Consider the following 20,090-nt stretch of genomic DNA (forward strand, 5'->3'; position numbering starts at 1 on the left):
CTCACCTATATTTCGACATAAAGATATAAAGTCCTTTTCCGTTAGAAAGAAAAAAAGCTCAGCATACGCTAAGCTTTTACAATACTTTACCTTCTACTGGGAGAACTTTTTTAACAGCCTCTATAACTTTTTCGTTTTCATTTTCTGACAAGAATAACGAAATGGCACCTTTATCTTCACTTGTACGAATCAAGCGTCCTATCCCTTGGCGCAGACGTAAAATCATATACGGTACATCCACATTCCAAAACGGGTCATTCACGTGCTTACGTTTCGCTTCAAACACAGGATCGTTTGGAGGGAATGGAAGTGACCAAATAATAACATGTGATAGAGAAGAACCTGGAATATCTAAACCTTCCCATAAATGGACAGCACAGAGCACATTCTCTTCTTCGTTTTGGAAACGTGAAACAAGCTGACTAATCTCTTGGTCTCCTTCATATAGGAACGGAATAGACATTTGTTCTTTATTTACATATTCTTTAAATGCTGCAAGTTCTTGTGTTGTTCGGAATAACACAAGCGTGCGTCCATTTGTTTTTTGAATATTTTCAAGTGTATATTGGCATTTTCTTTCCCATTCATTTTCTTCGTTATATGATGGTAAATATACTTTCATTTGTTCTTCGTAATCAAACGGAGAAGCTACTGAGAATGATAAATAATCTTTTACCCCTAAGCTATTTGCTGTAAAGGCAAATGAATCATTTTCAGATAATGTAGCAGAAGAGAAAATATACGGGATTTTTTTCGAGAACACTTTCTCCTGTAATACTTCTTCTACTGCACGTGGCATAATAACTAGTGTAAAGGCACCATCACCTTCTTCTCCCCATGTAATTACATTTTTCTCATGCATGAAGAGACGAAGTGAATGTTCTAATACATCTAAGTGCTCGTCAACAATATTTAAGTCGTACGTGTTTACTGTATGCATTTCACTTTCAAATACTAACGCATCACCAACTTCTGCAATTTTCGCATAGAGTCGTTTCGCCTCAGCAGTTACTTTTTCTGTCACAGTTATTTCTAAACGATCTGAACCAGCAATTTCTTTTTTACTTTCTTGCAATATATCAAAGAAGCGCTCTGTTTGCCAAATTGTTTCTTCTACTAAATGAGCAAACTCTTCACGAATATCATTTTGTAGTAATCTTGTTAATAATTGTTCCATCATCGTTTGCTTCAATCGATACGTTAGTGCTTTTTGCGCTGCATATTCAACAAGATGACCTTCATCAAAAACAACACAACTACTCTCTGGTAAAAGCGGCATCTGTCCTTCACGCTTACGAGCATCATATGTCCAAATATGGTCCATATAGAAGTCTTGAGAGCAAACAATTAAATCCGCTGCTTTACGATAATGTTCACGAGAAAGTGTTTGACCACAACGGTGACGCGAATCACATGTGAAGCAGTCTTGGAAATAATCCCAAGATACCTTTGACCATTCTTTATCATTTAATAACGGAAACTCTTTTCGATCACCATAATGCGTAAAGTTTTGCATTGTTCCATGATCAAATACAAATTGAGGTAATTCGTAATACAAATCTTCGATTACTTCTGGAGCTCGTCCACTCATTACATCTTCAAGTTTACGCAAACATAAATAATTATCCATTGATTTTGCTAGACGTACATCAACAGACAATCCTAATGCTTCTGATAATTTCGCAATGTCCCCTTCTTCTTTCACAAGCTGCTCGATTAGCGTTTCATCTGCACAAGCAATAATAGCCGGTTTCCCTGTATAACGCGCATAACAAATTGCATATAAAAGATATACAATTGTTTTCCCCGTTCCTACCCCCGCCTCTGCGAACATTACTTTCTTTTCTTGAAACGCGCGTTCTAATTGAAATGCCATAAAAATTTGTTCATCGCGTTCTTCAAAACCTTTTTCCGGGAGGATATCGTAAAATACATCTCCAATCCACTCGTTCAACTTGTCATAAAAATTATCTTGTTTCCCTACTTCAAATGGTAATCTCTTCTCAGTAAACATCCTTAGCCTCCAACCAAAAAGTTTTTCTATAAAAAGATATAGCAACTGCTATTTAAAAATAGACAGTTGCTCTCCCCTGTTGCAATACATAGAAATGAGCGAAAAAAATTTTCCTTTACATAAAGGAAAACTTTTTTACTCTATTAATGACTTTAAGTAACGCTTATCGATTAACATTTCATGTGATAGCGCAGATAAATATTCTTCCTGTGCCCTTTGAATCTCATCTGCCGCTACACCTTGAAAATCGATTTCTTTTCCGAGCTCATCATACGTACGGTGAATGGCCTTTTGAATCATTGAAAATTGAAAACCATCCATATCTCTTCCCCCTTTTGCACATTACATACTAGCCAGTATATGCGGGGGAAAGAAGTTTTATACTATGAATTACGAGGTGGGCGTTTACCAAAGTATTGGTAGTAATCTGTACGAATAAAACCGTTAAATAGTTTACGCTTTTTCGATGCATCTTTTCCGTAACATTTTTCAAACGCTTCATAGCTCGTTAATAAATACATAGACCACGTATCTAATGGGCGGAATACTTCTCCCATTTCTTTATATAATTTTTCAACAAGCGCTTTTTCACTTAAACGTTCTCCGTATGGAGGATTCGTTACAACGTAGCCGTATTCCTCTTTTGTTGTAAAATCTTTTACTTGCATTTGCTTAAATGAAATTAAATCACCAAGTCCAACTTCATCTGCATTATCTTGCGCAATTCTTATCATGCGGTGGTCAATATCTGATCCAATAATTTGTAACGGTTGATCATAATTCGCTAAATCTTCTACTTCTTGACGAGCCTGACGCCAATTTCCCTTGCCAATCCAGCCCCAAGCGTCCGATGCAAACTCACGGTTAAAACCAGGAGCAATATTTTGACCAATTAAAGCTGCCTCAATTGGAATTGTTCCGGATCCACAAAATGGATCTACAAATGGACGATCTGGTTTCCAATTTGTAAGTTTAATTAAAGCTGCCGCTAACGTTTCTTTCAACGGTGCTTCCCCTTGTTCAAGGCGATATCCTCTTTTATGTAGACCAACACCACTCGCATCGATTGTCAATGTCGCAATATCTTTTAACATCGCAATCTCAATACGGAATAAAGGACCATCTTCTTCAAACCAAGTTGTACGTCTATACGTTGTCTTTAACTTCTCAACAACAGCCTTTTTCACAATACGCTGACAATCTGGAACACTAAATAACGTTGATTTTAACGATTTCCCAATTACAGGAAATTCGCCATTTTCTGGGATGTAATCACCCCAATTTAACGCTTTTGTCTTTTCGAACAACTCATCAAATGTTGTCGCTTTAAATTCACCGACTTTAATTTTCACACGATCAGCTGTACGAAGCCATAAGTTGGTACGACAAATTGCATTTATATCTGCTTCAAACGTTACTTTTCCGTTTTCTACTTCGCACTCATACCCAAGATCGCGAACTTCTCGTGCAACTAAAGCCTCAATACCCATTGCTGCTGTTGCGATTAAAGTAACTTTTTCCATTTGCACTCACCTCTTATGTATAATCAAACAATAATTAATAGCTTTTCCTTCTATTAATTATTCAATATCACAAAGAATTTTCTTATTTACCATTGTAACTCACAAGTTATCACTTCATACAAATAAAAAGCCCTCCTCTTACAAAGGAGAGCTGAGTCATTCCATAATTGGTTCATAACGTTCTGTAAGCCATGTTCTGTTCCTTTGTACTGCAAACGGCTCACGCCTCGTACTCCGGTGGCAATCATCTATCTACAGATTAATCAAACCTGTCCTTTTCCGCCGTTCATTTCCTTGGAAAAGATTCCCCTACCATTATTTGGGTTTCTCGCTCGTGGGGTTTACCTCGTTCCACTCCTATCATTTCTTCAAGGACTTCGTCACTGTGGCACTTTAAAGGTAGTCAAACCATATCCAAATGGACTTAGGTTTTTTCCCTGCCGTTAAACCAGCCTCGCGGCCAGAATACCCTAGCTTATGAATTGGCTAGGCACGAACACTACAACCATCTCAGGTCGTGCGAGCATGGACTTTCCTCTACAACACTAATGTTGCAGCGATCACCCAAACGTTATGACAAACATTAGTATAGTGGAAACAAAAAGATTTTGCAATGTTTTTTTATATGTAAAATGCTTCAATCTTTTTCTAACCTTAGATTACTCGTATAACTTACTTCCAAATACAGCTTTTTCTAGATTAGATAGACGTTTTAAAATATCCGTATTCGTATTGTTGTATACAGGCTGTGCGACCTGTGTTGGAGCTGGTTGTTGCGGCACTTGTGCTGCAGCTACTTTTTGCTCTTCTAATTCACGTTTCAAACGAACATTTTGTTGTTGTAATTGCTCAAGTTCCTTATGAAAGGCTTCATAATCCTTAATAATCATATCAAGAAACTTATCTACTTCTTCTTGTTGATAACCTCTCATACCTGTTTTAAATTCTTTTTCCAAAATATCTTTCGCTGTTAGTTTAATTTTATCCGAAATCATTTTCTTCACCTCAAATTTTCGCCAAAGCTTTCATACCTAAATTTTTTCAGAAACAGGGTCTTTTGTCAATCATATATACATGAGCTATATTACATATTACTCTGCATTATTCCACTGTTCCTCTTCTATTATATCTTGTAAATCAGAAAAAAGAATGAAATAACTATGATAATTTTCTATTTCTCCTTTTTTCTTTGCTGCCTCTACAATATATTTTGGACTTCCCGGCTTTTCTTCATCATATACAGCAAGCAAAGCATCACTTTTTTCAATAAAAAATTGATTCTTTAACCGAAATTGTTCAGGGCTTTCATATTTTCTCTTCGTAATACTATCAACATGGTCTGCTTGCGCAAGAATAGACTCATAATATTCTCGATTCTCTTCTTTCCAACTCTCTTCCTGTTCTAAAAAAGGAGTAAACACAGCAAGTTTTAAATCTGGATATTCTAACTGCATTTCAAAAACAACTTCAGCAGCCCATAGTTCTACACCTAATTGCCCACTTATTATAACCCATTCCAACCCTTCTTCGACAAAAGCTAACAATTTACGACGTACTGCTTTTTTTATACAAGAAACGCCTGGATGATCATTTTTAAAAATTCCAAGTTCAAATGGTTTATATCCTGTTACAGCAACAACTTTCATATTCACACTCCATTAAAAAGAAAAGAACTAGCATTTCGCTAGTTCTAACATAACATTTACTTTTTAAATGTTCCACCAACATTTGGACCTGCATTAGGACCGAATGGTGATACATTTGGGCCTGCATTAGGACCAAACGGTGATACATTTGGGCCTCCAAATGGCGCTCCACCTGCTCCTCCAAATGGTGATCCTCCAAACGGCGCTCCACCTGCTCCTCCAAATGGTGATCCTCCAAACGGCGCTCCACCTGCTCCTCCAAATGGTGATACGCCTGCCCCTCCAAACGGTGATCCTCCAAATGGCGATCCTCCAAACGATCCACATCCTGAATCAGCAAATCCTGGATCAATAGGATCTACCACGTTTACATTGGACTGTGTTTGCGGGAAGTAGTGCTGGCTTTTCAGTTGTTGATGATGAACATGTGTTGTATGCACTGGATGAATGTGTGGCACCACCGTTGTGGAAAAAGTATGTGTTACACATTGTTTCGTTGGATGAACGACAGGAGGCGCTGTACAAATAGGTCCTGTGGGTTTAGGCCCTCCAAAACAAGGATGACAATGATGCATAGTTTTTTCTCCTCTCTCATAAAAGATCTGACTACACTTTACAATATGAGAAAGGGGTAAAAGTCGCTTGTTATATATACCTATTTATTGGAAATTTGTCTACATAACCGGCATTTGCATATAACAAACCACACACCTATCATCCTTTAGCAAAGAAGCCTCCAACTTGTTTTACAATCCCAGTGACTTGATTCATTGCATTCATCATTTGACCTGCTGTATTCATCATTTTATTCACATCATAGTTACCATCTGATGTCTTAAATTGAGATACGAAGCTAGAAAATTGGCTTGGCTGCTGTTGCTTTTGTTTATTCATCATCGGGTATGGTTGAAAAGGCTGTTTCGGTGGGTAAAACATAGATGGCTGATTCATAAAGGGTTGCTGTTGTGTTACATAAGGTTGTTGATTCATAAAGGATACTTCAAATGGCTGATAATAATTCATTTGATTTCCATAATAAGGTGTGAACGGGTACATATTATATCGTAAGTATGGATTTTCATTATATTGATATGCATTTGGCTCTGTATATGAATTCATCTGCTGATATGCATTTGGTTCTGTATATGAATTATTCATCTGCTGATATGCATTTGGTTCTGTATATGAATTATTCATCTGCTGATATGCATTTGGTTCTGTATATGAATTATTCATCTGCTGATATGCATTAGCTTGCTGAAACATGCATTCTCCCCCCTCTAACTAAGTTTCTACATATAGAATATGTACCTATAAAATAAAATGTGTAACGTTATAAATGTCTATTTTTGTCGGAAGTTTAAATTTTTAAAAAAATAAGAAAGTAACCACTTTCATGTTACGATAACAAAGAAGAAGATTCTCATGGGGGAGGAATCAACATGATATTAGGGGATTTAAAACAAGCTTTCACTCAAAAGAAGGGGTACTCTACAGAGGATATGAATGAGTTGCTTGATTTTGCTAGACATCACTATTTAGAAGGAAAAATCTGCATCTCAGAATATCGATCATTAATACGCGAATTAGAAATAAACGGGGCAAAGCCCACACATACAACTATCGAATCATAAAAAACAAGAGGGCTTCCCCTCTTGTCACTTACATTGTTCCACTATATTTTGCAACGTATATAAAATTGCTTGATGTGTTTCATAAAACCGCTTACCTTTTCCTTGATTTACAAAACATTGCAGTGCATTATTTTGTAAATTCTCATAAACTTGATCAATTTGTTGTACATGTATATACTTAGGATTTTCATGTTTTATCCATTGATAAGCTAATTCTTTCCACACTTCTAACTCCTGATCAACCATATCTACAAAAGGCTTCATATCTTGATAAAAATCAAACTCTTTCTCTTCTCGCTTTTTTATAATTGTTTCATCATTATACTGTATTAATTTTGTTGAAGACTGCATTAATGTTCTATAATCCAATTTATTCCCACCCTCTTATGCACTTGCTATGACGTTTTGAAACGTTTGGAGCCAACTTCCTTTTTCTTCGTGATGTAATAATTTATCTTCCATATGTTGAATATACATTTCTGTTATTTCCCCTCTATTACATATATCTTCACGTTTATCCTTTAAAGAATGACTAACTCTAAGTGAAACATTCATTTCCAGCAAATCAAGAGCATTTAACATTTGATCCATTTTTTTCATTACATTTTCCTTCTGAACCATCGCCATTATAAAACGCCTCCTTCTTTGCTTTTCCTTATGAGGTGTTATTTCGACGATTCATTTATCACTCCTTCACAACTGACAAAACTAGTTGATATTCGGCAAAGAAATCGGTTTGTATGAGTTTTATAGAAATGGTAACAATACAAAAAGGAGGTGTTTACCATGGCTAAAAATAAACCTGAGAAAAAGAAAAAACAAAACAAACAACAAAATAAACCTGAAACTGGAAATCCAAAGTTAGATGGCCCAAACTTTCCTGCTACATAAAGTGAAACAATAATCAATCTAAAGGGTTCCTACCCTATTGATTGTTAGTTTTTATCTTCCACTTGACTTTTTCGTTCACTCAATTTTAAGATAAGAATGAATGCCCACAAATAGTAGGATCAAGTAAGTTTGAATCGACCGGTGGCTCCTTTTACCTAGCCATCTTAATTTTTCCTATGTCCGTATAAAAAAGTCGATTCATTATATGTAATCAATCCGTCCCGCTTTCCTATACGAGAGCGGGACTTTTTCTATTATATCATGAAGTCATTATTTCTTTTAAAAAAGCGATTCACTGTAGAAAGAATACGCATTTGATGTTGTTTTTGTAGAAACCATTCTGTAATATCAATTTTTTCTTTCGGCTTCTGAAACAAGAACAACGCCTCAGTATTGCTTTTACTGTGAAACCAATCTTGTTCTAAGCTATTTTGATGCGGAACAATTGAAAAAGCGTCTCTTAACCGAGGTGTATCTTTCTCTGTTACAGTTGTAAAATACTGCTCATAGTCCATTCTCGATCCTGTAGGAACTGTTTGCAAAGAAAAATTATAAAATAAAGCTTCGTATTTAGGATGAAATAATAACCAAGCCATTTTTTTCCCCAATTCTATACGTTTTTGTAACTGTTCAAATTGATAAACTGAAAAACCATATAGTTTTCCTTTTGTCGTTGGAAAAATAACAGCACTAAAATGAAAAAGCTCTTGAAATTTAAAAAATAAAGTTTGAAATACATGTTTTTGAAAATACGGATGTTCAATAATGGGCTTTTGAATTTTATTTTGTTCATTAATAATAAGTGCTATCATGAGACGTGTACCATCACGTTTATCCCAAAAATTTTTCCATTCCTTCTCCATAAAAATAGATACATTAAGAAACTTTAATAAATGAAAAAGTGGTCTATTTATTTTTTTACTATATTCGTACAGCAACAACTGTGGATATGCATCTGAAAAAATAAGCCAATTTGCACTTTCATATGTAAGAAACAGACGTTTTCTTACTCTTTCAGATAAAATATTCTGATAGTATTCTCCTGCTAAATCTGTCATATTCCATCCAGAATTTCTCGAAACCATACTCGCCAAAAATGACCAACGGATTTCTTTATTTCTCACATAATATTCTTGATAAGTATATGTACGTGAAATATTATCAATATTCGCTAAAGCTGTCTGTTGTTTAATATGCGCTATTAAATGTGTTTCCTCTATTGAGCAAAAAATCCCACTACGTTCTTTCTTTATTTTTTCGTACTCATTTTCTATAAGCATACGTGAATCAACACCTCTCTCTTGAAAAAAATCGCATCTTCTTTGTTTTTTTTGATATAATCACCTTTGTAAGTGATTCTAGGCAAGTTGGAGTGGACAAACTATGACCATTCGTTATCCAAACGGAAAAAAGTATAACCAAGCATTACAGCCACAAAAAACACAATTAAAAAAACATACTTATAGCAATCGAGGTATGTCGCTTGAAGAGGAATTAAATGAAACAAATCAATATTATTTAACTCATAATATTGCCTGTATACATAAAAAACCCACCCCTCTTCAAATTGTAAAAGTGGATTATCCTGCTCGAAGTGCTGCAGTTGTGAAAGAAGCTTATTTTAAACAACCTTCCACAACAGACTATAACGGTGTATATAAAGGAAAATATATCGATTTCGAAGCAAAAGAGACAAAAAACAAAACAAGTTTCCCGCTGCAAAATTTTCATCTTCATCAAATTAAGCATATGGAACAAGTAATGACTCATAACGGAATTGCATTCGTTATTATTAAATTTACACTTTATGATGAATTTTATTTACTGGATGCAAAACATGTCATTTCATTTTGGAATCGCCAAAATGCTGGTGGACGTAAATCAATTACAAAACAGGAAATCGAAGAACAAGGATACTTGTTATCATGCGGTTATCATCCTCGAATTGATTATATTCGTGTACTAGACATGGTTTATTTTTCGTGATAAAGTCAACAATAAGGCTCTTTTTTCGACTTTTGGGGAGAAAATGAAAGGTAGGAGAAAGTATAATGTCAGAAAAGTATCGTTCTCGTACAGAACGAAAACATGCACAACATCAAAATGAAACAAATAACACAGAAAAACCAAAGAAAAAAGGTTCCTTTTTCAAGAAATTTTTAATTGGTTGCCTACTTCTTGGCATTGTTGGTCTTATAGCTGGAGTTTCTGCTTTTTTTGTAATGGTAAAGGATGCTCCAAAACTAGACAAAGCAAAACTTGTCAACCCACTATCAACTAAATTTTATGATAAAGACAAGAACTTCTTTTATGAATATGGGGCCGAAAAACGAACAAACATCACTTACGATCAAGTTCCAAAAGTAGTAGAAAGTGCTTTCCTAGCGACAGAAGACGCTCGCTTCTATGAGCATAATGGAATCGACGTTAAACGTACGGGAAAAGCAATTTTTGAAAATGTCACAGGTGGTTTTGGTTCTCAAGGTGGTAGTACAATTACCCAACAGGTAATTAAAAACTATTTTCTAACAATGGAAAAAACATCTAAACGTAAAGTACAAGAATGGTATTTAGCTTATAAATTAGAGCAACAATATTCCAAACATGAAATTTTAGAAATGTACTTAAACAAAATCAACCTTGGTAATCGCTCTTATGGGGTTGCTACAGCAGCAAGCAATTATTATGGAAAAGAGTTAAAGGACCTAAAATTACACGAAGCAGCAATGCTTGCTGGCTTACCACAAGGCCCAAATATTTATGATCCGACAAAAAAAGAAAATATTGACCGCGCAACAAAACGTCGTAATACAGTCTTATCATTAATGAATCGACACGGCTTTATTTCAAAACAAGAAATGGATGAAGCGATGAAAATCCCAGTAACAGAAGGGATTCTGCCATCTAAGGAAGTAACTGAAATGCCTCATCAAGCCTTTTTAGACGCGGTTGTAAAAGAAATCGAAAAAGAAATGCCTGATGTAAATATTGGATCTGACGGATTACAAATTTATACGACAATTGATACAAAAGCACAAGAATACGCTGATCAGTTGCTAGATGGAGATATTATTAACTACCCAAATGATCGTTTCCAAGGTGCTTTCGTCTTTATGGATACAAAAAATGGTGAGGTTCGTGCAATTGGTGCTGGTCGTAAAGAAAAGAAAACGACATTTAAAGGACATAATTGGGTTGTTGATATGCAGCGCCAAGTAGGTTCGACAATGAAACCCATCTTTGACTACGGCCCTGCTATCGAGTACATGCAATGGTCTACATACCATCAATTAAATGACTCAGAATATACGTATTCTAACGGCAAGAAAATCCGAAATGCTACAAACAGCTATAAAGGCGATGTCTCTTTACGTGAAGCATTGAAGAAATCATTAAACATCCCTGCTTTAAAAACAGCTCAAGCAGTTGGATTAGACAAAGCAAAAGGGTTTTCCGAAGGACTTGGAATGACTTTCCCTAAAGGGGCAGTCGAATCCAGTGCGATTGGTAGTAACGACGCTTCCCCATTACAAGTTGCTGGGGCATATGCGGCCTATGGTAATGACGGAAATTATAACAAGCCACATTTCGTAACAAAAGTTGTCTTTCCTGACGGAAAAGAAAAAAGCTTTAAATCGAAAGAAAAACGCGCAATGAATGACTACACAGCATATATGATTACAGATGTTCTTCGTGATGTTGTAAAACCAGGTTCTGGTGGTACAGGTCCAACAGCTTACGTATCAGGGATTGATGTTGCTGGTAAAACAGGAACACAAAACTTTGATCCAGATACATTAAAAAAATATAATATTCCAGAAAGCGCGAGCAGAGATAGTTGGTTTGCAGGTTATTCGCCGCAATACACGATGTCAGTATGGACAGGGTATGAAAAAGATTCTGAAGAAAACTATATTGCAGATAAATCACCTTCCGTCCGAATTGCACAGCAAATATTCCAAGAAATGATGAGTAAATTTGCTACCGATACATCTCGATTTGAACAACCTGCTTCTGTACAGCGTTTAAATGACGAACTGTATGTAAAAGGTGCGAAAAAGGATGCTGTCAAGGAAATCAAAGTAGATCCACCAACTGGAGTAACGCCATCTTATGATGCAGCTTCTAATACAATCTCGCTAAGCTGGTCTGGTCCTTCAGATGCTGAATCTTTCGCTGCAAGCTATAAAGCAAGCGATGGTTCTAGTGGCAGCCTCTCTGTAAGTGGCACAACCGCTTCACTTGGCGGCGTAAAACCAGGTGTAACATATAGCTTCTCAGTTGTCGCGAAAAAAGGAACAGGCACAAGTAATGCAGCTGGTGTATCCTTTACTGTTCCTGGTGAGAATGTAGATGCACAGAAGAAAGCTGAAGACGAAGCTAAAAAACAACAAGATGCACAGAAAAAAGCTGAAGACGAAGCTAAAAAGCAACAAGATGCACAGAAAAAAGCTGAAGACGAGCTAAAGAAAAAACAACAAGATGAACAAAAAAAATTAGAAGAAGCCAATAAAAAAGCTGAGGAAGAAGCTAAAAAGCAACAAGATGCACAGAAAAAAGCTGAAGACGAGGCTAAGAAAAAGGCTGAAGAAGAAGCTAAGAAAAAGGCCGAAGAAGAAGCTAAGAAAAAAGCTGAAGAAGAAGCCAAGAAAAAGGCTGAAGAAGAAGCCAACAAGCAAAAACCAGATCAACCAACAGGTGGAAATGTTCCTCCAACAGAAAACGTTAATCCAACACCATAATAAAAAAGAAGTCCCTATCTCTACCGAGATAGGGACTTCTTTTTTATTATCATTTTTTTTGCATATAGTTTTTCTATTTCTACATACATCTGTGTTAATTGAATATAGGAATGATAGTGATCTGGTTGCTCTATCATATATGAATATCGTTCCATAAAATTAACAGGTTTTATATTTAACTCCTCACTCTCTCTTAGCATGTCCTTTAGTCCTGGTACTGGCTTTTCATTTAACCAGTGTACAGCTGATAATATATGCGCGATAAACTGAACCATAGGCGCTTTCGCTTCTTTTCGCTTTCTATTTCGAAATAATCGAGCTATATCCTCTTGCTGACTTTTCCATATATTTAATACAATAGGGATACTCTTATCAAATTCATTCCAAGGTTCGTATTGTTTTTCAATATCAATTAAAAAGTAAGTACTTTGTAACACTTCTTCAAAAGTTTGCTCTAAACCATATACAATCTTTCCTCTACTCCCTTCAAAAAATGGAGCACACAAAAACGCATCTGGAATTTCTATAACCCGTTCCATCCTTTACTTCCCCTTCGTTCTCTTCTTACCTTCGCGGCAAATTTCTAATAGCCGACATTCTTCACATTGCGGTCGTTGCGCTTTGCAATGATAACGTCCAAAGAAAATCAGGCGGTGATGCGTAACTCCCCACTCTTCTATCGGAACTTTCTTCATTAATGTTTTCTCTACTTCTAGAACAGAATCTTTCCAGCGGCAAATAGCTAAACGTTTACTTACCCGTTCCACATGCGTATCAACAGCGATAGCTGGAATGCCAAATGCTACAGAGACAACTACATTTGCAGTTTTTCTACCGACCCCTGGTAGCTTTGTTAGTTCATCACGATCTTGTGGTACCTCACCATTATAGTCTTCAAGCAACATTCGGCATAACTTTTGAATATTTTTCGCTTTATTTCGATACAATCCGATTGAACGAATATCTTGTTGTAATTCTTCTAAAGACACCGCTAAATAATCTTCAGGTGTCTTATATTTTTGAAATAAGCTTCTCGTTACTTTATTTACAAGGACATCTGTACATTGTGCAGATAATGCAACCGCAATTACAAGTTCGAATGGATTATCATGATTTAATTCACAATGTGCTTCTGGATACATTTCTGCCATTGTATCTAAACAATAACGAATTTGTGTCTTGTTTAACATACTGTTCCTCCTATATCACTGCTCAAGCCAATTATAAAAGGGCACTTTCCCTGTATATTTTGTCTCTTGTTTCGTTACTTGCTGCGAGCGTTGTTGATTCGCTCTAAACTTTCGGCCTTGATCTTGTGCTTGATCAACCGTCTTAATTCCGTTCTTTCTCCACTCAAAGAGAATACGGTCAATATATCGAAAATTAAGTTTCCCACTCATTACAGATTCTCGAAGTGCTGCTTGAATTAAATTCGGATGATGTTGATCCTGATCTTCCCACATCGCTAATGTTTCACATTCAAAAGGCGATAGTGGTCTACCGAATTCTCGTTCAAAAATTGTATATAAATTCACTTGGAGTTTCTTTTGTTCTTCCTTTTCTCCTTCTATCGTCTCGTTCATTAAAAAATGCAAGATTTTTTCCCAAAGCGGTTGTAATGAATAACTTTCACACATCATCGCCTCAGATTTTTGGCTACCTTCTAAGGCTAAAAAACCTTTTTGAATTAACACTTGAATAATTTCCATACATTTCATTTCTGTTATTGTCATTCTTTCTGCAATCTCTGAAGGAGTTGGAAAAGAATTACCCGACTCTAAAAAGGTATGTACATGAAGTACAACCATAAACTCCATCTCATTTAAGCCTAATTTTTTATAATGCATCATAAGTAATTTAGGAATTGCAATGCTACCTTGTTCAAACCATTGTAACATCATTTTTTTCTTCATAACCATACACCTCACTTTCTAGTATAACACACCTATTACGATTTCCTTTTACCACAATCCGTCAAAAAACCTCCCTATAGATAGGGAGGTCATCTTCATTTGTTCAAAATAACTTATGTGGTAAAAATGAAAATACGTAGCCTTTTAAGCCTGTACTTTACTTCTCATAAACGTATTAATTCGCTCTAACGCCTTTTCCAATTGCTCAAGAGATGTTGCATAGGACAAACGCACATTGTTTGGTGCGCCAAATCCTGTTCCTGGAACAAGAGCTACTTTCTCTTCTTCTAACAATGCTTTTGCCCATTCATCAACTGTTTCATATCCAGCTAACGCTACAGCCTCTTTTACATTTGGGAATAAATAAAATGCACCTTGCGGTTTAATACAAGTGAAACCAGGAATTTGAATTAATTTATTATAAATAATGTTTAAGCGTTCTTCGAATGCTTGACGCATCATTTCTACAGGTTCTTGCGATCCAGCATACGCAGCAATTGCACCGTATTGAGCAATTGAAGTAGGGTTTGACGTACTATGACTCGCTAAGTTCGTCATCGCTTTAATAAGCTGCTTATTTCCTGCTGCATAGCCAATACGCCATCCTGTCATAGAATGTGATTTTGATACACCATTAATAATAAGTGTTTGTTCCTTTAATGCATTAGAAAGCTGAGCAATAGATGTATACTCGACTCCACCATAAACCAATTTCTCATAAATTTCATCAGAAACGATTAAGATATCGTGTTCTAAACATACTTCTCCAAGCTGCTGTAATTCTTCTTTGCTATAAATCATCCCTGTTGGGTTGCTCGGTGAATTAATAATAACAGCTTTCGTTTTCTCTGTAATTGCCCCGCGCAGCTGCTCTGGCGTAATTTTGTACTGATTGTCCTCGAAGCCTTCTACATAAATAGGCTGACCACCAGCAAGCTTTACTTGCTCTGGATAGCTTACCCAATAAGGAGTCGGAATGATAACTTCGTCTCCTTCATCAAGTAACACTTGGAATAATGTATAAAGTGCATGTTTTGCTCCATTACATACGATAATCTCAGCTGGCTCATAAGATAATCCTTGATCACGGATAAATTTTTGCACAATTTCTTGTTTTAATATCCCTAATCCGCCAGTCGGTGTATATTTTGTATGCCCTTCTAACATTGCTTGATGTGCCGCATTCATAATATGTTCTGGCGTATTAAAGTCAGGTTCTCCTGCACCTAATCCAATTACATCATGTCCCTGTGCTTTTAATGCTTGTGCCTTTGCTGTAATTTCTAAAGTTGAAGACGGTGTTAAAGCAGCTACTCGCTTTGCTAATTTCATTTGTGGTTTCCCCCTGCATCTATTTTTCAATGCTGTAATATCCAGCATATTTCCCATCTTGAAATTCTAGATAATAATACGTATAACGACCTTCTTGATCAATATATGTAATTTCCCACAACGGAACATCGTTCTCAGCACCTAATTTTGCTTTGACAAATTCTTTTGGCTTGCGTTCATTAGCCACAATCTGCAAAGCTTTCTTTTCAGAAATGCCTTCATTCTTTTTTCGCACTAGAACATTCCCTTTTTTCTCAGGTACCCAAACAATGATCTGTTCTCCTTTTTCATCTAAACCTTGTACGACTGCATATGAAGATTTTCCATTATAATAATCAACAGTTTTTACCTCGGAAAGTTTCGCTTTTTCTTTCGCAAGACTTACAACTTTTGACTCTTTCGGAATTTTCTTTTCCATTGTCGCATTATAAACATGCACCCCATATAGCCCAATGGCAACGATAACGATAATGATGGCAAAGATCCACTTTTTCATTGTATCACTACGTTCTGTATATCGTAAATACGGCTGTTTCTTTTTCGTTCTCGTCTAGTGCCAATCCAAACATGAGGTCTTGCTCTTTTAAAGTGCGGTTTAAACTATCAACAATTTTATATAGGTCAGACGAATATTTAATACGCGTCGTTGATAGCACTTCAATTTTCTTTTCCATGAAAACTCCTCCGTTACACAAAAATTTCTAATTATAGAAGAACGCAATGCGGTTACAATAAGAGTACAGTCTTTACAACCCCTGCTTCATCACCCATCTATTATAGCAGGACATGTTCTGCAAAAAAAGGTTTCAAATCGAAAACCGGAACATTTGTATGCAAGAAGTAAAAAAATAAATTTCCTCCTACCCACATTTTATGCCTGAAGTACATCGTACTTCAGGCATATTTTTCACACACGCTTTTACTGACTGCGCTACTTACTTCACCTTTAGTTATCTAACAAGAGATACAACTCAGATAAAAGGGGAGTGCCCGTCTAAAACCAATTTGTAAAAGTTCATAAGCAGTAAAAGCAACATTCTTCTATAACCTTCTTATCTTCTTTATTCTTCTAAATGCTCTAATAGTTCTTCTAACGGTCCTTCATAAAGGGGAACATTCGGAATAGATTGCATAAACTTTTCTCCGTAGAAAGAATTGGTTAAACGACGATCTAACACAAACACCGTTCCAGTATCCGTCATTGTACGAATTAATCGACCAAATCCTTGCTTAAAACGAAGAATTGCTTGTGGAAGTGCCAACTTCATAAATACATCTTCTCCTCTATTCTTCAACCATTCACTTTTGGCTTCCATCATTGGCTGATGGGGCGGTGTAAATGGTAACCTTACAATAACAAGACAGCTTAATGCATCTCCAGGAATATCAATACCTTCCCAAAAACTACTCGTTCCGAGCAAGATTGCTTTGTCAAACTCTTGAAACTTTCGAACTAAACGACTCCGGCTACGATTATGAACGCTTTGGGTTAGTAGTACAAAATCTTCTAATTCATCCGCCTGTTTTAAATGTATATATGTTTCCTTGAGCATTTCATAGGATGTAAATAAAACGAGCATTCTTCCCTTTGTCGCTTTAGCAATCTTCGTAATATGACGGGATACCTCCCTTATATACGTCTCCTCACTCACTTGCTTAATAAGAGGAACATCAGTAGAAACCATTAATTTCACTTGTTCCTCATAATGAAACGGTGATGGAACCGTTAATGTGTCTGGTACAAAGTCATATAGACCAAGTTGTTCCTGCATATAATCAAATGTATGATTCACAGTTAAAGTTGCCGAAGTAAAAATAACGCTTTGCTTTTTTGTTAAGAATTCATCCGCAAACTTTTCTCCTATATGGACAGGTTGTGCATATAACACAGTGGAATGAATTGTACCTTTCGTTTCCGTTTCCATCCATGTCACATACTCCGTTGTTTCTAATATAAGTAGCTGTAATGCTTCTGCCATTGTGCGCAACAATTCAATTAGATGTATAAATTCACCGGTAACAACATGCATCTCCCATTCCATTTTACTTTGTAATATGTCCGCTTGTTGCTCTAGTACAGTAAGTATCTTTCTTAATTCATATACAAACCGGTTTGTTAACTCAACTATGCTCCTCCATAGTTTTCCATCCTCTTTGTCCGCATGATATCGGTAAATAAGCGGTATATTATTTGTCCCTTGCTCTTGCTTTGTTTGCTGAAATATAAATGTGCGTAACATTTGAAACAATTCATCCGCATCAAATTTAATTTCTTTCAGTCTATGACTTACCGTTCGCAAGCTTGAGCGCAACGAATTTTTTTCTTTCTTCAACAATTCATACACTTTGGATAGAACATCGTTCGTTTCTAACGTACCAAAACGCGATAAGATTAATTGAAAATACATACATGAAAACTGCTCTCCAAGTGCCCTAGTCGCTGTTTCTTCGATATGGTGAGCTTCATCAAAAATAATATACTCACAAGATGCCAAAAGTGAATCTTCACTAACAAAGTCTTGAAATAGTAACGCATGGTTTGTAATAACAATATCTGCAAATAAAGCTTTATTTTTTGCCCGCTGATAAAAGCAGCGACTAAACCAATTACTTTGCATTCCGCCCGGACTGTGCATATCACTACAAATACGATCCCATAATAACTTCCCGCCTGCTGGAATATTAAGCTCGTCACGATCACCAGTCTCCGTTTGCAATAACCATACTAAAATTTTGGCTTTCGTAAGCCCGGCATCATAGTTCTTCTCCTCTTCTTGCAATACATGTTCAAATTTATGTAAGCAAAGATAGTGTTTTCTTCCTTTTAAGAGTGCCACCTCGAATGGAAATGGTACTATACTTTGCAATAAAGGAATTTCATTTTCAATCATTTGTTGTTGTAATTGTACCGTTTGCGTACTTATAACAACTGGCGTTTCTTTTTTCTTTGCAAAATAAATACTTGGAAGCAAATAAGCTAGTGTCTTTCCTGTACCTGTTCCTGCTTCAATTAATGAAAAACGCGAATCTCTTAACGCATTATATATTTCCTTCATCATTCGCTGTTGACTTTCTCTTTTCTCAAAATTTGGCATCTTAAGCTCAAGTTGTTCCATTGACTTGTGCAAAAATGCATCAAATTTAGATGAACAATCCGCCCCAATTTCTAATGCATAATTTCGTCTTCGAAGCGCAATGTTTCTGTATATTTCATATTCCATTGCCACTTCTGTACTAAGCATCACCTTATTTAAAATATTTTCTGAAATAATATTCCCTATATCACTTTGGAATACATCACTTAATTCATATAGAGATTGTAATGTGACAAGCGGTAGTTTTTCTAATTGGTCCAAAAATTGTAAAAATAATTCTGCTGTCACAAGTGCATCGCTATCTGCACGATGCGGTTGATCATGTTCCAAGTCGTGTTGTTTTGCTAAATCACGCAATTTATAGCTATCAGCTGTTGGCAATAAAATTTGCGCCAATTCAACCGTATCAATTCTCGGACAATTCACTTCTCCATATCCAGCCTGTTTTAATTCTTCTTTCAAAAAATTCCAATCAAAGTGAACGTTATGCGCAACAAAATAAGCACCTTGTAATAGTTCAGCTACCATCGGCGCTATATCGCAAAATAGCGGGGCTTGTTTCACGAGATTTTCATCAATCCCTGTTAATTCTGTAATAAATGGGGGAATCTCTCTCTTTGGGTTAATAAAAGAGGAGAAAATCTCCAATATTTCTCCATCTTCTACTACAACAGCTGCAATTTGTGTGACTCTGTCCTTCCCATCTTTCCAGGAGTTCCCTGTTGTCTCTAAATCGACAACGACATAACGCTTACTCATATGTAACACCTCAGTTTCTTACCCTTTCAAACAACAAAAATTCATATATTGTTACTATACCACGTTTTATATCATCTTAATGAAAAGATGTACAAAATGAAATGATTTCATTTTCAAACTAAAAGGCTATCCCCCTAAGGAATAGCCTTTTAGTTTATAAAATTGTACCTGCTTTTTCAGCACCTAACATTTCAACAATTTGATTGTCATCGCCTAACACTGCAATTTTTGGCACTTGTTTATTTACTTCTTCTGCTGCTACAAGGCCATAGCAGATAATAATAACTTTATCTCCAGGTTGTACGAGCCTTGCAGCTGCACCGTTTAAACAAACAACACCGCTCCCGCGCTCCCCTTTAATCACATACGTCTCTAATCGAGCTCCATTATTATTATTTACAATTTGTACTTTTTCATTTTCTGCAATCTCTACTGCGTCCATTAAATTTTCATCAATTGTAATGCTTCCTACATAATTTAAATTTGCTTCTGTTACAGTCGCTCGATGTAACTTCGCCCTCATCATTGTGCGAAACATAGA

Annotated in this window: 21 protein-coding genes and 1 other RNA gene; 3 read left to right on the plus strand and 19 right to left on the minus strand. The window is 36.1% G+C overall.

What is annotated here, in order from left to right; genetic code table 11:
- Positions 1–76 precede the first annotated feature (76 nt).
- The 8 genes from ACX5JI_RS13150 to ACX5JI_RS13185 form a co-directional block, all read right to left on the minus strand.
- The gene (locus tag ACX5JI_RS13150) at positions 77–2,014 is read right to left on the minus strand and encodes an ATP-dependent DNA helicase (protein ID WP_459501482.1); all 1,938 of its coding nucleotides are present in this window, start codon (positions 2,012–2,014) and stop codon (positions 77–79) included.
- 135 nt (positions 2,015–2,149) lie between these two features.
- Positions 2,150–2,335, minus strand: coding sequence for a DUF3921 family protein (locus ACX5JI_RS13155; protein WP_459501483.1), 186 nt, complete (start codon positions 2,333–2,335; stop codon positions 2,150–2,152).
- Between the two features lie 62 nt (positions 2,336–2,397).
- Positions 2,398–3,537, minus strand: a complete 1,140-nt coding sequence (locus tag ACX5JI_RS13160; protein WP_459501484.1) for a THUMP domain-containing class I SAM-dependent RNA methyltransferase — start codon at positions 3,535–3,537, stop codon at positions 2,398–2,400.
- A 180-nt stretch (positions 3,538–3,717) separates the two neighbouring features.
- Positions 3,718–4,109: RNase P RNA component class B (gene rnpB / locus ACX5JI_RS13165), an RNA gene on the minus strand.
- Positions 4,110–4,196: 87 nt separating this feature from the next.
- Entirely contained in the window at positions 4,197–4,532 is a 336-nt protein-coding gene (gene gpsB / locus ACX5JI_RS13170) for a cell division regulator GpsB (protein ID WP_459501485.1), read from the minus strand.
- Between the two features lie 96 nt (positions 4,533–4,628).
- A complete protein-coding gene (locus tag ACX5JI_RS13175; protein WP_459501486.1) occupies positions 4,629–5,183 on the minus strand; it encodes an SLOG family protein in 555 nt (184 codons plus the stop codon).
- Positions 5,184–5,239: 56 nt separating this feature from the next.
- Complete coding sequence (locus ACX5JI_RS13180) at positions 5,240–5,758, minus strand: CotD family spore coat protein (protein ID WP_459501487.1); 519 nt, start codon at positions 5,756–5,758, stop codon at positions 5,240–5,242.
- 139 nt (positions 5,759–5,897) lie between these two features.
- The gene (locus ACX5JI_RS13185; protein ID WP_459501606.1) at positions 5,898–6,341 is read right to left on the minus strand and encodes a YppG family protein; all 444 of its coding nucleotides are present in this window, start codon (positions 6,339–6,341) and stop codon (positions 5,898–5,900) included.
- 284 nt (positions 6,342–6,625) lie between these two features.
- Between ACX5JI_RS13185 and ACX5JI_RS13190 the strand changes: the two genes are divergently transcribed.
- Positions 6,626–6,817, plus strand: coding sequence for a YppF family protein (locus ACX5JI_RS13190; protein WP_459501488.1), 192 nt, complete (start codon positions 6,626–6,628; stop codon positions 6,815–6,817).
- A 24-nt stretch (positions 6,818–6,841) separates the two neighbouring features.
- On the opposite strand, the gene ACX5JI_RS13195 is transcribed toward ACX5JI_RS13190, so the two are convergent.
- From ACX5JI_RS13195 to ACX5JI_RS13205, 3 genes are all read right to left on the minus strand, one after another.
- Positions 6,842–7,168, minus strand: coding sequence for a YppE family protein (locus tag ACX5JI_RS13195; RefSeq protein ID WP_459501607.1), 327 nt, complete (start codon positions 7,166–7,168; stop codon positions 6,842–6,844).
- A 33-nt stretch (positions 7,169–7,201) separates the two neighbouring features.
- Positions 7,202–7,444, minus strand: a complete 243-nt coding sequence (locus ACX5JI_RS13200; RefSeq protein WP_459501489.1) for a hypothetical protein — start codon at positions 7,442–7,444, stop codon at positions 7,202–7,204.
- 518 nt (positions 7,445–7,962) lie between these two features.
- Positions 7,963–8,988, minus strand: a complete 1,026-nt coding sequence (locus ACX5JI_RS13205; protein WP_459501490.1) for a DUF2515 domain-containing protein — start codon at positions 8,986–8,988, stop codon at positions 7,963–7,965.
- Positions 8,989–9,091: 103 nt separating this feature from the next.
- Here ACX5JI_RS13205 and recU point away from each other — a divergent pair, with 103 nt between their 5' ends.
- Positions 9,092–9,694 (plus strand): Holliday junction resolvase RecU, encoded by a 603-nt coding sequence (gene recU, locus ACX5JI_RS13210; RefSeq protein ID WP_459501491.1) that lies wholly within the window; start codon positions 9,092–9,094, stop codon positions 9,692–9,694.
- Between the two features lie 65 nt (positions 9,695–9,759).
- Positions 9,760–12,450, plus strand: coding sequence for a PBP1A family penicillin-binding protein (locus tag ACX5JI_RS13215; RefSeq protein WP_459501492.1), 2,691 nt, complete (start codon positions 9,760–9,762; stop codon positions 12,448–12,450).
- Between the two features lie 20 nt (positions 12,451–12,470).
- Here the strand turns inward: ACX5JI_RS13215 and ACX5JI_RS13220 are convergent, their stop codons facing one another.
- From ACX5JI_RS13220 to panD, 8 genes are all read right to left on the minus strand, one after another.
- Positions 12,471–12,989 carry a YpoC family protein gene (locus ACX5JI_RS13220; protein WP_459501493.1) on the minus strand — a complete coding sequence of 173 codons (519 nt, stop codon included), beginning with the start codon at positions 12,987–12,989 and terminating at the stop codon, positions 12,471–12,473.
- Positions 12,990–12,992: 3 nt separating this feature from the next.
- Positions 12,993–13,640, minus strand: a complete 648-nt coding sequence (gene nth, locus ACX5JI_RS13225) for an endonuclease III (protein WP_459501494.1) — start codon at positions 13,638–13,640, stop codon at positions 12,993–12,995.
- A gap of 15 nt (positions 13,641–13,655) precedes the next feature.
- The gene (gene dnaD, locus ACX5JI_RS13230) at positions 13,656–14,363 is read right to left on the minus strand and encodes a DNA replication protein DnaD (protein WP_459501495.1); all 708 of its coding nucleotides are present in this window, start codon (positions 14,361–14,363) and stop codon (positions 13,656–13,658) included.
- A 144-nt stretch (positions 14,364–14,507) separates the two neighbouring features.
- Positions 14,508–15,695 carry a pyridoxal phosphate-dependent aminotransferase gene (locus tag ACX5JI_RS13235; protein ID WP_459501496.1) on the minus strand — a complete coding sequence of 396 codons (1,188 nt, stop codon included), beginning with the start codon at positions 15,693–15,695 and terminating at the stop codon, positions 14,508–14,510.
- 19 nt (positions 15,696–15,714) lie between these two features.
- Entirely contained in the window at positions 15,715–16,191 is a 477-nt protein-coding gene (locus ACX5JI_RS13240; protein ID WP_459501497.1) for a cell wall elongation regulator TseB-like domain-containing protein, read from the minus strand.
- Between the two features lie 7 nt (positions 16,192–16,198).
- Complete coding sequence (locus ACX5JI_RS13245; protein WP_000412180.1) at positions 16,199–16,369, minus strand: YpmA family protein; 171 nt, start codon at positions 16,367–16,369, stop codon at positions 16,199–16,201.
- Between the two features lie 387 nt (positions 16,370–16,756).
- Positions 16,757–19,549: an ATP-dependent DNA helicase DinG gene (gene dinG / locus ACX5JI_RS13250; RefSeq protein WP_459501498.1), complete on the minus strand. Its 2,793-nt coding sequence runs from the start codon at positions 19,547–19,549 to the stop codon at positions 16,757–16,759.
- A 154-nt stretch (positions 19,550–19,703) separates the two neighbouring features.
- Positions 19,704–20,087, minus strand: coding sequence for an aspartate 1-decarboxylase (gene panD / locus ACX5JI_RS13255; protein ID WP_459501499.1), 384 nt, complete (start codon positions 20,085–20,087; stop codon positions 19,704–19,706).
- Between the last annotated feature and the right edge of the window lie 3 nt (positions 20,088–20,090).

Source organism: Bacillus sp. C1 (genome assembly GCF_054570475.1).